Here is a 13,724-nt window from a genome sequence, read left to right on the forward strand (position 1 = left end):
AAGACAAGTGCGTCAGCGGAGGCCTCTACGCCATCCCTCCCCAAACTTGCGATGACAGCCGGTGTAGGCCATCGAGGACCATATCAGGCTGACGGTATTTTGTCACTTGGCGCCCATTCAGCGCGCCACGCCATCCGAAGTGCGCAGCAACCTCCAGGTCGGGCCGAGACGGCCGTGGAGCTGCGCGGCAAAATGTTCCGCCGCCACATCCTCCAGCCCGTTATCGACGAGCGCCTCGATACTTCGCTGCATCAAGGCAAGCTGCATCTGACGCGGGTTGGCAGAACACAGGACGGTGCGAGGCCGTTGCGCCTGTCACAGCACATTCATTGTCGACGGTTACTTTTGTTGAGACGTCCTTTTCGGCTGCGATGAGGAAGCGCCATGCTTGTTCACCCTCAGTATGACAGCGATTGCCCTAAAGCCGCCGTGGAGCTGTCGGAGGGTTTTGGTGGCTGGTTTGCCCGCGTATGCGAGAACGACCATGAAACCTTCTATCAATTCAGGCGTGAGCGCGATGCAATTGCCTTCGCGGATACCCAACGCATGCGCCTTGGGCTGCCCCGCCCGCCGTTGGAACGGACAGCATCCGACGGCCATGGGGCGATCGGAAAGATCGGCCAAATAGCAGGTGTATTGAGAACCGGGAGGCTCGGTCGGTTCCTCCAGCAGGCGGGCGCTCGCATAGGCAGATGGAAATAGCGTCCGCCATCGGAATGCACTTCGGCGCTTCTCGACGCCCGCCCGCCTGACGCAGAACAGGGTTCAGTGATTGATCAACTCATCATAGGCGCCGGAACTAGAGGTATGGGACGGAGCATGGAGATCGGCGATGAGGTGGCGCTGACGGCGACGATCCTGATGGTTCGTCGCAGTGGCCGAGCATGTGTGAGCATTCCAAGCCACGGCCTCCCAGTTGCCATTGAGCCTCCGCGGAAAGCGAAGCCCGGCGACAAGGTGGCGATAACGGGGCACGTGACGCGCATCGATGATGAGGCCGGCAAGATAACGGTCAAGATTAGCGCTCGAGTCATCGTCGAGATCGACACCGCAACGGCCCACCGAAAATTGCACCCATCCGAACGACAGAACCCGTTTCACGAGAGATGGTCATGAACCCCGCACAGGCCAGGGGCCGCACGGATCGTGCTCCATCTCTAGCGTCGGGTGTCACGAGGCATCATTTTTCCGACGATCCTATAATCGCCGACGATATCGCCGACAGGGTTTCGAAGGCGGCCGAGAGCAATACGATTGAGCGACTTCCCGGGAAATCAGTGCGCCAATCCATCCAAGGCGTGCAGCAGCCTCCACGTCGAGCCTAGATGACCGTGGAACTGTGAAACACATTGCTCGGCGGCGACGTCCTCCAGGCCGTCATCGACCAGCGCCTCGATGCTTCGCCGCATCAGGGCGAGCTGCATCCGCCTTGCGTGTTCCTGATTCGCCTCTCGCATGATTTCCGTCACGTGGTAGGCGACGACGGGCTGGCCGAGGCATGACAGCAGCGCGTTGGCCTCGGCTGTTACAGCGGTCACTGCGTCTTCGATCTTCATTCTGGCGGTCCTCATCAAGAATGATGCTGACGCCTCCCCGCAAGGCGACGGTGGTCCGTCGCTTCTTTTTTTGAACCTGCCGTGCACGACCGAAAGTGGCGCGTCAGGCTTGTGATTCAGGCTTATGATTACTGTCGTCTCCGGCCTCTCGAGCAGCCTCGTTTGGCCTGGAAACAGTATCCGTCAAAATTGATTCAAAGGCGACCGGATAGTTAACTGATGGTTAATGGCGGCGCTTGCCATGCCTCCCCGATCAGGATGTTTCGCCGCGATGTTTTCTGCCGCGCAATAGCCGCAAAGCTGCCCGATGGCTGCCTGGCCTGTTGATCCGCCACGAAGAAAGGTTCTGTCATGCGGTTGGTCTGGACGGTCATGTTTGCACTGGCGAGCAGTGCTGCCTTCGCGGCCTCGCCCGAGGACGATTATATCGCCGCGCGCGACAAGGCGATTGCCGACATCGCGGCGATGGAGAGCACGAACGCGCCGGTGGAGACGCTCGATGCGGCCAACGAAAAGGCCCGCGCCGATCTCGAAAAGCGCCTTTCCGCCCTGCTCGGGCCTTTCACGGTCAAGGATTTTCCGGCCGCCGGCAAGATCAACATCGAAAGCCTCAGTTCCTCCGATGTCGGCTTCGGCATGCTGGACGGGCTTCGCCACGGCACAGAGGATGGTCCCAGCATCGTGGCCTCGACACGCGGGCTGGTCGAGCACTGGCTGCAGTCGCGCGCCGCCGAGACTGACGCCGATCTCAAACTGCCCACCAGCTTCGACGCGGCGCTGAAGCTCGATGCCTTCTACACCCAGGCCATCGGCAGCGACGCTGCCTTCACCGGCACGCTCGACTTCGCGCTGAAGAAGCCCGACGGCGCCGACATGGCGATCGCCCGCCTCGGCGGCTGGGCACAGGATATCGGACCGAACTCCGACCAGGAGGTCGTCGTCACGGTCGTCAAGGGCAACAGCGTCCTGATCGCCGAAGCGCCCGCGGCACCGCCCGTCCCCAAGATCGCGGCCTGCGACGACGCGTGGACCGCCGCCGACGCCGCCGCCCAGAAACTCGCCAAGCAGGCCACCGACGACAGCGACGAAAACACATCCGATGCCGCCAACGCCGCCTGGACGAAAGGCGACAACGACTTCCGCGCCTGCATGGGCAAGAGCCTGCCGGACACCCCGGCCTACCCGGCGCTGCTCGCGCAGGCGCAGGCGCTGGCGGATCACATGGCGGGGAAGTAGGGCATCCAGCTTGGTTTCCTCGCCCCCCAAGAAAGTGGGGGAGAGCGACCCAGATCCTGAGACGTCGGGGGGACATCGCCCCCCTCTGCCCTGCCGGGCTTTCCTCGCTCGGAAATCCAAGCAATTGGCTTCCCGTCCGCTGCGCGGACCGCTCCTCAACCCCCGCGAGGGGGGAGATCGATAGTTTCGCCGCCGACGCCCTCTTGTCGCCTTCGCATCCCACCACCATATCGTCGGCGCGCTGGCACGCTGAACGCAGTTGCCAGCACCACTAAAAATGGTTGAAAGGAAAGTCCCGAACGCGCCCGGCGCGGCGGGGCGGATGAACAGCGTGGGAAAATCTGAATGACGACGGATACGAAAGCGACGGAAACCAGGGCATTCGAGGCCGATGTTTCGCGGCTGCTGCACATGATGGTGCATTCGGTCTATTCCGATAAGGACGTCTTCCTGCGCGAGCTGATTTCCAACGCCGCCGACGCTTGCGAGAAGCTGCGTTTCGAGGCCGTCAGCCGCCCCGAATTGCTGGGCGACGATCCCAAGCCGCGCATCTCGATTTCGGCTGATGCCGACAACAAAGAGATCACCGTCGAGGACAATGGCATCGGCATGAGTCGCGACGACATGGCCGAGGCCCTGGGCACGATCGCCCGCTCGGGCACCCGCGCCTTCATCGAGCGCGTCGGCACAGGCACGGAGGACACGCAGCTCATCGGCCAGTTCGGCGTCGGCTTCTACTCCGCTTTCATGGTGGCTGACCGCGTCGATGTCATCAGCCGCCTGGCGGGAAGCGACGAGGCCTGGCGCTGGTCGTCCGACGGCAAGGGTTCGTATGAAATCGCGCCGGCCCCGCTCGAAGCCGCGCCCAAGCGCGGCACCCGCGTCGTGCTGCATCTGATGGATGACGCCGTGTCCTACACCGGCGCCTACCAGCTCGAACAGCTGGCCAAGTCGCAGTCGGGCCATGTGCCGGTGCCGATCACGCTCATCGAAAAACCCGGCGCCGAGGCGCGCGACATCGCCGATGGCACCGCGCTCTGGGTGCGGCCGAAGAGCGAGATCAAGCCCGAGGAATACACCGACTTCTATCGCAGCGTCGCCGGCCAGTATGACGAGCCGGCCGCCACGATCCATTTCCGCGCCGAAGGTCGGCAGGAATACTCCGTCCTCGCCTTCGTGCCGGGCTCGCCGCCGTTCGATCTGTTCGACCAGGACCGCAAGGGCCGCATGAAGCTCTATGTGCGCCGCGTCTTCATCACCGACGATGCCGACCTTCTGCCGCGCTATCTGCGCTTCGTGCGCGGGCTGGTCGATTCCGCCGACCTGCCGCTCAACGTCTCGCGCGAAATGATTCAGGAAAGCCCGCTGCTGGCCTCGATCCGCAAGGGGCTGACCAACCGCGTGCTCGGCGACCTCGCCAAGCTGGCCGAGAACGACGCCGAAGCCTACGCCAAAATCTGGGAGAATTTCGGCGTCGTCCTCAAGGAAGGGCTCTACGAGGATTACGAGCGGCGCGAGCAATTGCTGAAGCTCGCCCGCTTCCACTCGACCGCCTCGGGCGAAGGCTGGCGCGGCCTTGCCGACTATGTCGCGGCGATGAAGGAAGGCCAGAAGGCTATCTTCTTCATGGCCGGCGACGACCGCGCCCGGCTCGAAGCCTCGCCGCAGCTCGAAGGGTTCAAGGCTCGCGGCATCGAGGTGCTGCTCTTGACCGACCCGGTCGACAGTTTCTGGGTGACGATGGCGCCGGACTTCGACGGCAAGCCGTTCAAGTCGGTGACGCAAGGCGTGGCCGAGCTGTCCGACATTCCGTTGCTCGACGATGCCAAGAAGCCGGATGCGGCGGCAACGCCCGAGGTCGACGGCTTCCTGGCCTTCGTCAAATCGGCACTTGGCGATGCTGTTTCGGACGTAAAAGCCTCCGACCGCCTGACCGAAAGCGCCGTCTGCCTGGTCGCGCCGGAGCATGGTCCCGACCGGCAGTTCGAGCGGCTGATGAACGCCGCCGGCCGCCTCGACAAGGCGGCCAAGCCCATCCTCGAAATCAACCCGCGCCACGAACGCGTGTTGGCGCTGGCGAGCCTGGGCGACGAGGAGCAGGCCTTCAAGGACGACGCGGCCCACCTTCTCTACGACGAAGCGCGCGTGCTCGACGGCGACAAACCGGCCGATGCCAGGGCATTCTCCGAGCGTCTGGCGCGGCTGATTGCACGCGGCATCGCGAAGGGCTGAGCTTCGCCAACGATCGTCGGAGCCGCTGCGATGCCGTCCGCCGACACGGCGTCCATCGCAGCCGGCGACGCGCCTGATGTCCGCTGGCTCAATCGCCTGGTGTAGACATCCGGCCACCAATCACCCAATCTTGGCCCGGGAACAAAACAGGCGCTTCAAAGAAAGCGCACCGGGTGCTCATGAAACGACGATGGACATTGTATGATCCACGGCTGGCATGGCTGCTGGTCGCGCCGGTGCTCCTGCTGCTGATCTTCTTCCTGGTGCTGCCGATCGCCGTGATGGCGGCCTACACCTTCTTCACCTTCGTCACCGCCGGCGTGGAAACCAGCGCGCTGACGACGGCGAACTGGCACGAATTCCTGACCGACAGCTATTATGCCAGCTTCCTTTTGAAGACGCTGCGGGTCGGCGCCATCACCGCGCTGCTCTGCGGGGTGCTGGGCTATTTCCCGGCCTATTTCATCTGGGCGACGACCTTCAGGCACAAATGGCTGCTGCTTCTCCTGCTCATCGTGCCGTTCTGGATCAGCTTCACCATCCGCACCTTTTCGTGGATCAACATCCTGGGCGAACAGGGCGTCATCAATGTCGCGCTGCTGAAGCTCGGCATCATCAGCGAGCCGTTGCCGATGCTCTACAATGAGAGCGCGGTCATCCTCGGCATGCTGCACTTCCTCCTGCCCTACATGATCCTCAACGTCTATGTCAGCCTCGAGGGCATCGACCGCACCCTGATTTCGGCCGCGCGCTCGATGGGCTGCACCAGCGCGCAGGCGTTCCGCGAGGTCACGCTTCCGCTTTCGCTGCCCGGCCTGGCGGCGGGCCTGCTGCTCTGCTTCGTGCTGGCCGCCGGCAGCTATGTGACGCCGCAACTGCTCGGCTCCGGCCGCGACGCGCTGTTCGGCAATCTGATCTACGACACCATCATGGGCGAGCTGAACTGGCCGATGGGCGCCACGCTTTCGATCGTGCTCTTCCTCGTGCTCGGCTTCTTCGCCGCCATCTACACACGTTTCATGGGCATGTCGCAGATCGTCAAGGGGTTGGGCGGATGAAGGCGCGGCGCAAAGAGGAAGGCAGATGGGCCTGGCGGCTGACCGGCTTCGTCACGGTCTGCGTCTACATCTTCATGTTCGCCCCGATCGTGGCGACTGTGATCCTGTCGTTCAACGCCTCGATGTTCGGCGGCTTCCCGATGACGGGCTTCAGCCTGCAATGGTACGGCAAGCTGATGGCCAACGATCAGGTGCTGACCGCGTTCCGCACGTCGCTGTGGATCGCACTGGTCACGGCCGCCGTCACCACGGCCATAGGCGTCGTCACCTCCTATGCGCTGGTGCGCTTCGAATTCCGCGGCAAGCAGGCGCTCAGTACGCTGGTGATCCTGCCGGCGCTGGTGCCCGAGACCATCCTCGGCGTCGGCCTTCTGGTGCTGATCAAGGCGGTCGACCAGCCGCGCACCATGCTTCTCCTGGTGCTCGGACATATACTGCTCGCCGTGCCCTATGTGGTGCTGATCACCCAGGCGCGCATGGTCGGCATCCGGCGCGTCTATGAGGAGGCGGCGCTCTCGCTCGGCGCCTCGCGCTTCTCGTCCTTCCGCGAGATCACGCTGCCGCTGCTCATCCCCGCCGTCGTCGGCGGCGCGCTGCTCGCCTTCACCATCTCGTTCGACAACACATCGGCCAGCCTGTTCTGGCGGCCGGCGGGCGTCGAGACCATGCCTACCCAGATCCTTTCGATGCTCAAGATCTCGATCAGCCCGGAGATCAACGCGCTCGGCACCGTCATGATCCTGGTGACCGTCGGCATCCCCCTGCTCGGCGGCCTGATCCTGCAAAGCCTGACCAGATTGAAACGACGCGGTGAACCAAAGGAGAAGCACGATGAAATTGTCCAACGGCAAGCGGCTTGAACGGCTGCATGATCGATATCAAAACGGCGATCTCAGCCGCCGCACTTTCCTGACGCTGACCGCCGCCGCGGCCGCCGCGGTCGGCCTCGACATGCCCTGGATGCAGCAGGCGCTCGCCGCGGTCGAAGAGGTTCGCTTCGACGGCTGGGGCGGCACGGTGCAGGACGCGATCGACAAATATGCCTTCCAGCCCTACACGACCAAGACCAAGATCAAGGTGGTCCAGGGCACGTTCGGCGACGAGGACGAGATCATCACCAAGATCAAGACCGCCAAGCCCGGCGACTACCAGGTCATCCATTCCTCCGGCGTCAACTACTACATCAAATATGTGAATGGCGGCCTGACCTCGGAGATCAACGAGGCCAACATTCCCAATATGGCGAACGTGCTGCAGCCGATGATCGATCCGTTCCGCAAGCTGACGCCGAAACTCTCGGCCGTGCCTTACGACTACGGCACGACAGGCATCGCCTATAACACCAAGGTGATCTCGCCCGAGGAAGCCAAGGAAAAGGGCGCGGCCCTTTTGCTCGACAAGAAATATGCCGGCAAGGTCGGCGGCTATGACGACATGACCACGCGCGTCTGGTACGCCGCGCTCGCCACCGGACAGGATCCCAACAATCTCAAGGACATGGACGCGATCTGGGCCAAGGTGCGCGAGACGCGCGACCTCGCCAAGAAGTTCTGGAGTTCCGGCGCCGAGCTGATGGACCTGCTTTCCAAGGGCGAGATCGTGGTGACCGACGCATGGTCGGGCCGCGTCGCCGCCTTGCAGGACCAGGGCCATCCGATCGGCTATCTCGACCCAGCCGGCTCCTATGCCTGGATGGAGGACATGCTGATCCTGAAAGGCTCGCCGATGGCCGAGTGCGAGGAGCTGATCAACTTCATGCTCGACCCGGCGACCTCCATCGCGGTGGCCGAGGGCCAGAGCTATCCGCCGTCGCTGGACCCGACAAAGGTCAAGCTCACCGAGAAGATCGAGAAGCTGCCGGCCTTCGACAAGACCGGCACGATGAAGTCGCTGACCTTCGCCGACCCGGTCTACTGGGCGACCAACGAGGATGTCTGGACCAAGCAGTGGAACAGGATCTCGAAAGGTGCCTGACAGCCACGACCTTTCGGAAATACCCCGGCCGGCAGCGGCCGGGGTGGCATGGCCCGGCCTGGACGGAGCCGTAGCGAGCGCCGCCCCTGGGACGAGCCAGCCCGCGGTCGAGTTCCGCGACATCGACATCGCCTATGGCAAGTTCGTCGCCGTGCGCGATTTCTCGCTCTCGATCGCCAAGGGCAGCTTCGTCACCTTGCTCGGGCCTTCGGGCTGCGGCAAGACGACGATCCTGCGCTCCATCGCCGGCCTGGTCGACATTTCGGGCGGCCAGATCATGATCGACGGGCGCCGGGTCGACGACGTGCCGATCTACAAGCGCAATATCGGGCTGGTCTTCCAGAGCTATGCGCTGTTCCCGCACAAGAACGTCTTCGACAATGTCGCCTTCGGCCTGAAGTACCGCAACGTGCCGAAGCCCGAGATCGCGCGCAAGGTCGGCCAGGCGCTCGAAATGGTGCGGCTGCCGGGCAGCGAGAAGAAGCTGCCGTCGCAGCTGTCGGGCGGCCAGCAGCAGCGCATCGCGCTCGCCCGCGCCATCGTCTTCGAGCCGCAGGTGCTGCTGCTCGACGAGCCGCTGTCGGCGCTGGACGCCAATATGCGCGAGGAGATGCGCGTCGAGATCAAGAAGATCCAGAAGGAAACCGGCATCACCGCCATCTTCGTCACCCACGACCAGGAGGAAGCGCTCTCCATGTCGGATCGCATCGTGGTGATGAATGCGGGCGCGGTTGAGCAGATCGGAACCCCGCAAGAGGTCTATGAAACGCCCGCCACGGCCTTCGTCGCGGACTTCCTCGGCAAGGCCAACATGCTGGGCGGAACCGTGAGCCGGTCGGGCAAGGCAATTGCGGTGGCACTTGCCACCGGCCAGACGGTCGAGGTCGCCTGTGCAAGGCCGCTTGCGCCGGGCAGCAAGGTCACTGTCGTGGTGCGGCCGCAGAAGCTGTCGGTCGGCGCGACGGCAAGCGCCAACAGGCTGTCCGGCCGTGTCGTCTCGGCCTCGTATCTAGGCGGCAGCGCGATCTACGAGGTCGACATCGGCGGCAAGACCAGCGTCCGCGCCAACGCGCCGATCACCGGCCGCGTGCTTCGCGAAGGCGAAGCAATCGACCTCGGCTTCGATCCCGAAGGCGGCGTTCTGCTCGACGAGGACGGTCAGCGCATTTCGTGACGCACGTCGCCCGGGAGCCGGCCCAGCTCGGGCGCTGCTGAGGTGGCGCTACGCGGCAGGCTTTATTGCCCCGCCGCGGCGCTCGCCATGCGGTTGGGATGCCTCAGATGGGTTGGCGTGATGCCCGTCTGCTGGCGGAAGACGCGGCTGAAATGGCCGGCATTGGTGAAGCCGCAGCGATAGGCGATGTCGCCGATCTGCAGGTCGCTGCCTTCCAGCAGCGACTTCGCATGATGCACCCTCAGCGCCAGATAGGCCGCCATCGGGCCGATCCCGAGTTCGGTGCCGAAAAGCCGCTCGAGCTGGCGCCGCGAGCGGTTCAGCCGGGTTGCGATCTCGTCGACCGACAACGTCTCCTGCAGGTTGCTCTCCATCAGGAGCAAAGCGCGCTTGACCGCGCGGCTCGACGCCGCCGGAAACAGGTCGCCGACGGGCTGCACGTCCCGGCTGCTCCTGATGCGGTCGAGCACCAGAATCTTGGCGGCCTTTTCCGCCGCCTTCTGGCCGATGAACTGCGACACGAAATAGCCGGCGAGGTCGGCCGCACCCGTGCCGCCGGCGCAAGTCGAACGGCCCCGGTCGACGGAAAACAGGCTGTCGGCATGGGCGTTGACATCGGGGAACTGGTTGCGGAAATCCTTGATGTGGAACCAGCTGACGGCGGCGGCGTAGCCGTCGAGCAGGCCGTAGCGCGCCAGCACGAAGCTTCCCGTGCAGAGCGCCGTCAGCGGCACCCCCTTTTCGGCCGCCCGCAACAGGAAGGCCTCCTTGTCGGAACTCAGGCTGCGGTTGGTGTCGAGCAGGCCGCCGACCACGACGACATTGTCGAAATCCTCCGGATTGCCGATCCCCTTTGTCGGCAGCAATTCGACGCCGCAACTGGCCCGGATCGGCAGGCCGCGTTCGCCGACGATCTCCCAGTCGAACTCGATCCTGCGGCTGCGGTCGCCCTCATCGCCTGCCAGCCGCAGCGTGTCGATGAACAGCGACAGCGGCGACAGCGTGAAGTCGCGCACCAGGAGAAATGCAAACCGCCTTGCCATTGTGTTTTTCCGGAACCGTCCCCTCGTCCGTGCTGGAACCTGTTATCGCCGATGCGCATGGTTTGGCACAGATGCCAAGCCCCGTGCTCTTCAGGAGCGGTCGCCGAATGTCGGAGATGAGATCGACGACCTCGGGAGAAGGTCCTGCTCGTATGGGCCGACGATTAGACCTGCGGTTCCACTTGCGATCCCGGGCTGCTCTGCCCAAGGCGCGGCTCCGTCCCGGCCACCAGCCGCCCGATGTTGGCGCGATGACGCGCGATCACATAGAGGCCGCCGGCAATCACCAGCAGCCGGTACGGCAATGGCTGCGAAAGAGCACAGACGAAGACGATCGCTGTCAACGCGGCCAGCATCGAACTCAGGGAAACAATCCTGGAAATGGCCAGCACAATGCAGAAAGCCGCTCCGGCGCCCAGACCGATCGGCCAGGACAGCGCCAACAGCACGCCGAGCCCCGTCGCCGCGGATTTGCCGCCGGTGAAATTGAGCCAGATCGAACGGCCGTGCCCCAGCAAAACGGCAAGTCCTGCCAGGCACACCGCCCAGGGCACGAAGCTTTGCAGGTCGAGCCCGGTCGGGGGCGTCAGAAACGGCAAGGCATAAAACCAGCGGGCAAAGACGATCGCCGCCACGCCTTTCAGCACATCGACCAGCAGCACAGCCAAGGCAGGTCCCTTGCCAAGGGTCCGCAAGACGTTGGTTGCGCCCGTCGACCGGGAGCCATGCTCCCGGATATCGATGCCGCTCAGTAGTCTTCCCGCCAGATAGCCGGTGGGCGTGGAGCCGAAGAGGTAGGCGATCGCCAATCCGGCCACGCTCGCTATCCAGAAAACCATGACTCACCCTGTTGCGGATCGATCGCCATGACCTTATATCGGCGCTGTCGGAAAAGGCAGGGTTGGTTTGGTAAGCCCAACTCCTCTCGGTAACGAGAGCTCTGGTCTTTGGCTTCGTGCCCGAGATCCCCACGACGAACATCGGACGCTGATCGAGCGTTCAATCGTTCGTCCGTGTGGTTCTTATCTCGAGGAACGCTCCGGTCGAACATCGACCAAGGAGTAGTTTCATGCGCAACCACCACCCGATTTCCTATGACGTCGTCATCTCCGGCGCCGGCCCCGTCGGCCTGTTTCTCGCCTGCGAGTTGCGCCTGGCAGGCCCCTCCGTGCTGGTGCTGGAAAAGGCCGAAGACCCGCATTCGCCGCTGAAGCGGCTTCCCTTCGGCATGCGCGGTCTCTCGGCACCCACCCTCGAGGCCTTCCATCGGCGCAGCCTGCTGGACGCCGTTGCGCCGGCGAAGAAGGATGGCACGGGCGAGAGCAAATTGGCCGCGCACTGGATGCAGCAGCCGCGCCGGCCGGGCGGCCATTTCGCCGGCATCCAGTTCCACCTCGACGCCGTCGACAGCTCGAAATGGCCCTATCGCCTGCCAGGACCGGCGGGCACCAGCATGGCGGTCGAGATGGAGCATCTGGAAACCATGCTTGCCGCGCGCGCGACCGCCATGGGTGTCGAGATCAGGCGCGGCCTTGGCGTCGAAAACTTCGACCAGTCGGATGAGGACGTGACCGTCCGCGCCGGTGGCGAGATTTTTCGCGCATGCTGGCTCGTCGGTTGCGATGGCGGCCGCAGCACGGTGCGCAGGCTTGGCGGCTTTGCCTTCACCGGCACCGATGCGGAGTTCACCGGCTATTCCGTAGACGTCGAACTCGCCGATCCGGACGTGCTCAGCCTTGGCCGCCACTACACGCCGACGGGCATGTACACCTACTCACGGCCAGGCATCATCGCGATGGTCGAGTTCGATGGCGCCGCTTTCCACCGGACGGAGCCGGTCACGCTGGAGCATGTGCAGGCGGTGCTGCGCCGCGTGTCCGGCACCGACGTCACCCTGACGGCGCTGCGCCTCGCCACGACTTGGACCGATCGCGCCTGCCAGGCGTCCACCTACCGCGACGGGCGGGTGCTGCTTGCCGGCGACGCCGCGCACATCCATTCGCCACTGGGCGGCCAGGGGCTCAACCTTGGGATTGGCGATGCGATGAACCTCGGCTGGAAGCTTGCCGCCACCATCCGCGGCGATGCATCGGCCGACCTGCTCGACAGCTATTTCGACGAGCGCCATCCGGTCGGAGCGCAGGTGCTCGACTGGTCACGCGCCCAGGTCGCGCTGATGCGGCCAAGCCGCAGTTCACGCGCGCTCGAAGCCATCATCCGCGACCTCATCGACACACGCGACGGCGCAACCTATTTCGCCGAGCGTGTCTGGGGCGTTTCGCTGCGCTACGATCTCGGCACAAGCCATAGACTGGTGGGCCGCAGCGCGCCCGATTTCGAACTGGCCGACGGGACGAGGCTCGGCGAACGCCTGAGGGCCGGCCAGGGCCTGCTGCTGGACTTCGATGCCCACCCTGCCCTTCAAGCGCTTGCCAGCCGCTGGAGCGGGCGGATCGCCTATGTCGCCGGGGACGCCAGGGAGCGGCTGGGGTTCAGCGCCGTGCTCGTGCGCCCGGATGGCTTTGTGGCCTGGGCCGCTGATGCTGAGCCTGACCTCGAGGGAGCTGCCCAAGCCGCATCGCGCTGGTTTGGCGAATTCGAATAGGCGCCTGCGCATGCCAAGGAACTGTTTGAGCCCGATTTCGGTTGTCTGCTGTGCGAACTGCCGTTCCACGAAGCCACCTGTTGAGCGAACATGAAGCATGGCAGACAAGAAGCGCGATTCCCTGCGAAAGGTCCTGAGTGGCATCGTCGCGGCAATTGCCGGCGCGCCTGACCGCACATCCGAGCACGGCGTGAGCACCGCCAAAGCGTCGGTGGTCGCCGAATGGCCGTTGCCGCCATCGGCAACACTTGGCTCCGCCTTGCGCCTGAAGGGGATCGAACGCGAAATTCGGGCCCGTCTGCCGTGGACTGTAAGGAAATTTGCCAAGGCTGAGACGGGCCGCATCATCTTGCGCATGTTGCGAACCGACGCGGAGGCGTTCCAGGCGGCGTCGGCAACCATTTCAAGGACACTGGAGGGGATCGAAGCACTGGCCGTGCTTCCGCGCGAGGCAGAGGACATTCTCACCATCTCCGACCGCGAGCGCCACAAATGGCTGAAGGACGGCCGCCTGAAGAGCATCGGCACCCGCACCGTCAAGATGCGCGGGCGATCCAAGGCCGTAACCTTCCATGTCTTCGATCCACGCCACATCGAGGACGTTCTCGATCGCGACCTGGCGAGCGCCTGGCGGGAGGAAGATGCGCGGGAAGCGTCCGAAAACAGACGGCGCGGTGCCGGCAAGGCCGCCCTGACGCGCGCAGGAAAACGGGAGCGCAAGGCGCGCAGCGCCGGGACTTCGGGAAAGGACGACACTCCACCGCCGAAGCTGGAGGGCTGGGACACATTCGAGGCGGAAGGCCTGCTGCGCTAGAACCGAGGACGCATCCAACCAGCCCGAGCCGT

14 protein-coding genes are annotated in these 13,724 nt (G+C 64.3%); 10 read left to right on the plus strand and 4 right to left on the minus strand.

The window, feature by feature from the left end; genetic code table 11:
* Positions 1–117: 117 nt before the first annotated feature.
* The gene (locus tag ACWGS8_RS10650; RefSeq protein ID WP_454580879.1) at positions 118–252 is read right to left on the minus strand and encodes a hypothetical protein; all 135 of its coding nucleotides are present in this window, start codon (positions 250–252) and stop codon (positions 118–120) included.
* A 132-nt stretch (positions 253–384) separates the two neighbouring features.
* Between ACWGS8_RS10650 and ACWGS8_RS10655 the strand changes: the two genes are divergently transcribed.
* On the plus strand, positions 385–702 hold the full coding sequence (locus tag ACWGS8_RS10655; RefSeq protein ID WP_454580880.1) for a hypothetical protein: 318 nt from the start codon (positions 385–387) through the stop codon (positions 700–702).
* A gap of 117 nt (positions 703–819) precedes the next feature.
* A complete protein-coding gene (locus tag ACWGS8_RS10660) occupies positions 820–1,116 on the plus strand; it encodes a hypothetical protein (protein ID WP_454580881.1) in 297 nt (98 codons plus the stop codon).
* Positions 1,117–1,274: 158 nt separating this feature from the next.
* On the opposite strand, the gene ACWGS8_RS10665 is transcribed toward ACWGS8_RS10660, so the two are convergent.
* Positions 1,275–1,556: a hypothetical protein gene (locus ACWGS8_RS10665; RefSeq protein WP_454580882.1), complete on the minus strand. Its 282-nt coding sequence runs from the start codon at positions 1,554–1,556 to the stop codon at positions 1,275–1,277.
* A gap of 351 nt (positions 1,557–1,907) precedes the next feature.
* Here ACWGS8_RS10665 and ACWGS8_RS10670 point away from each other — a divergent pair, with 351 nt between their 5' ends.
* The 6 genes from ACWGS8_RS10670 (at position 1,908) to ACWGS8_RS10695 (ending at position 9,230) form a co-directional block, all read left to right on the plus strand.
* Positions 1,908–2,792, plus strand: a complete 885-nt coding sequence (locus ACWGS8_RS10670; protein ID WP_454580883.1) for a hypothetical protein — start codon at positions 1,908–1,910, stop codon at positions 2,790–2,792.
* Positions 2,793–3,137: 345 nt separating this feature from the next.
* Positions 3,138–5,024 carry a molecular chaperone HtpG gene (gene htpG, locus ACWGS8_RS10675; protein WP_454580884.1) on the plus strand — a complete coding sequence of 629 codons (1,887 nt, stop codon included), beginning with the start codon at positions 3,138–3,140 and terminating at the stop codon, positions 5,022–5,024.
* Positions 5,025–5,203: 179 nt separating this feature from the next.
* Positions 5,204–6,082, plus strand: a complete 879-nt coding sequence (locus ACWGS8_RS10680) for an ABC transporter permease (protein WP_454580885.1) — start codon at positions 5,204–5,206, stop codon at positions 6,080–6,082.
* Complete coding sequence (locus tag ACWGS8_RS10685) at positions 6,079–6,942, plus strand: ABC transporter permease (RefSeq protein ID WP_454580886.1); 864 nt, start codon at positions 6,079–6,081, stop codon at positions 6,940–6,942. Before ACWGS8_RS10680 ends, ACWGS8_RS10685 begins: the two co-directional genes overlap by 4 nt.
* Positions 6,914–8,056, plus strand: a complete 1,143-nt coding sequence (locus tag ACWGS8_RS10690) for an ABC transporter substrate-binding protein (protein ID WP_454580887.1) — start codon at positions 6,914–6,916, stop codon at positions 8,054–8,056. Before ACWGS8_RS10685 ends, ACWGS8_RS10690 begins: the two co-directional genes overlap by 29 nt.
* Complete coding sequence (locus ACWGS8_RS10695) at positions 8,049–9,230, plus strand: ABC transporter ATP-binding protein (RefSeq protein ID WP_454580888.1); 1,182 nt, start codon at positions 8,049–8,051, stop codon at positions 9,228–9,230. The genes ACWGS8_RS10690 and ACWGS8_RS10695 overlap by 8 nt, the downstream gene beginning before the upstream one ends.
* Positions 9,231–9,292: 62 nt before the next feature.
* On the opposite strand, the gene ACWGS8_RS10700 is transcribed toward ACWGS8_RS10695, so the two are convergent.
* A complete protein-coding gene (locus tag ACWGS8_RS10700; protein WP_454580889.1) occupies positions 9,293–10,273 on the minus strand; it encodes a GlxA family transcriptional regulator in 981 nt (326 codons plus the stop codon).
* A 164-nt stretch (positions 10,274–10,437) separates the two neighbouring features.
* Positions 10,438–11,112: a glycerol-3-phosphate 1-O-acyltransferase PlsY gene (plsY, locus tag ACWGS8_RS10705; RefSeq protein WP_454580890.1), complete on the minus strand. Its 675-nt coding sequence runs from the start codon at positions 11,110–11,112 to the stop codon at positions 10,438–10,440.
* A gap of 230 nt (positions 11,113–11,342) precedes the next feature.
* On the opposite strand from plsY, the gene ACWGS8_RS10710 reads away from it, so the two are divergent.
* On the plus strand, positions 11,343–12,878 hold the full coding sequence (locus tag ACWGS8_RS10710; protein WP_454580891.1) for an FAD-dependent monooxygenase: 1,536 nt from the start codon (positions 11,343–11,345) through the stop codon (positions 12,876–12,878).
* Positions 12,879–12,975: 97 nt separating this feature from the next.
* The gene (locus ACWGS8_RS10715; protein ID WP_454580892.1) at positions 12,976–13,692 is read left to right on the plus strand and encodes a hypothetical protein; all 717 of its coding nucleotides are present in this window, start codon (positions 12,976–12,978) and stop codon (positions 13,690–13,692) included.
* Positions 13,693–13,724 lie beyond the last annotated feature (32 nt).

This window comes from Mesorhizobium sp. 43Arga, from assembly GCF_053714255.1.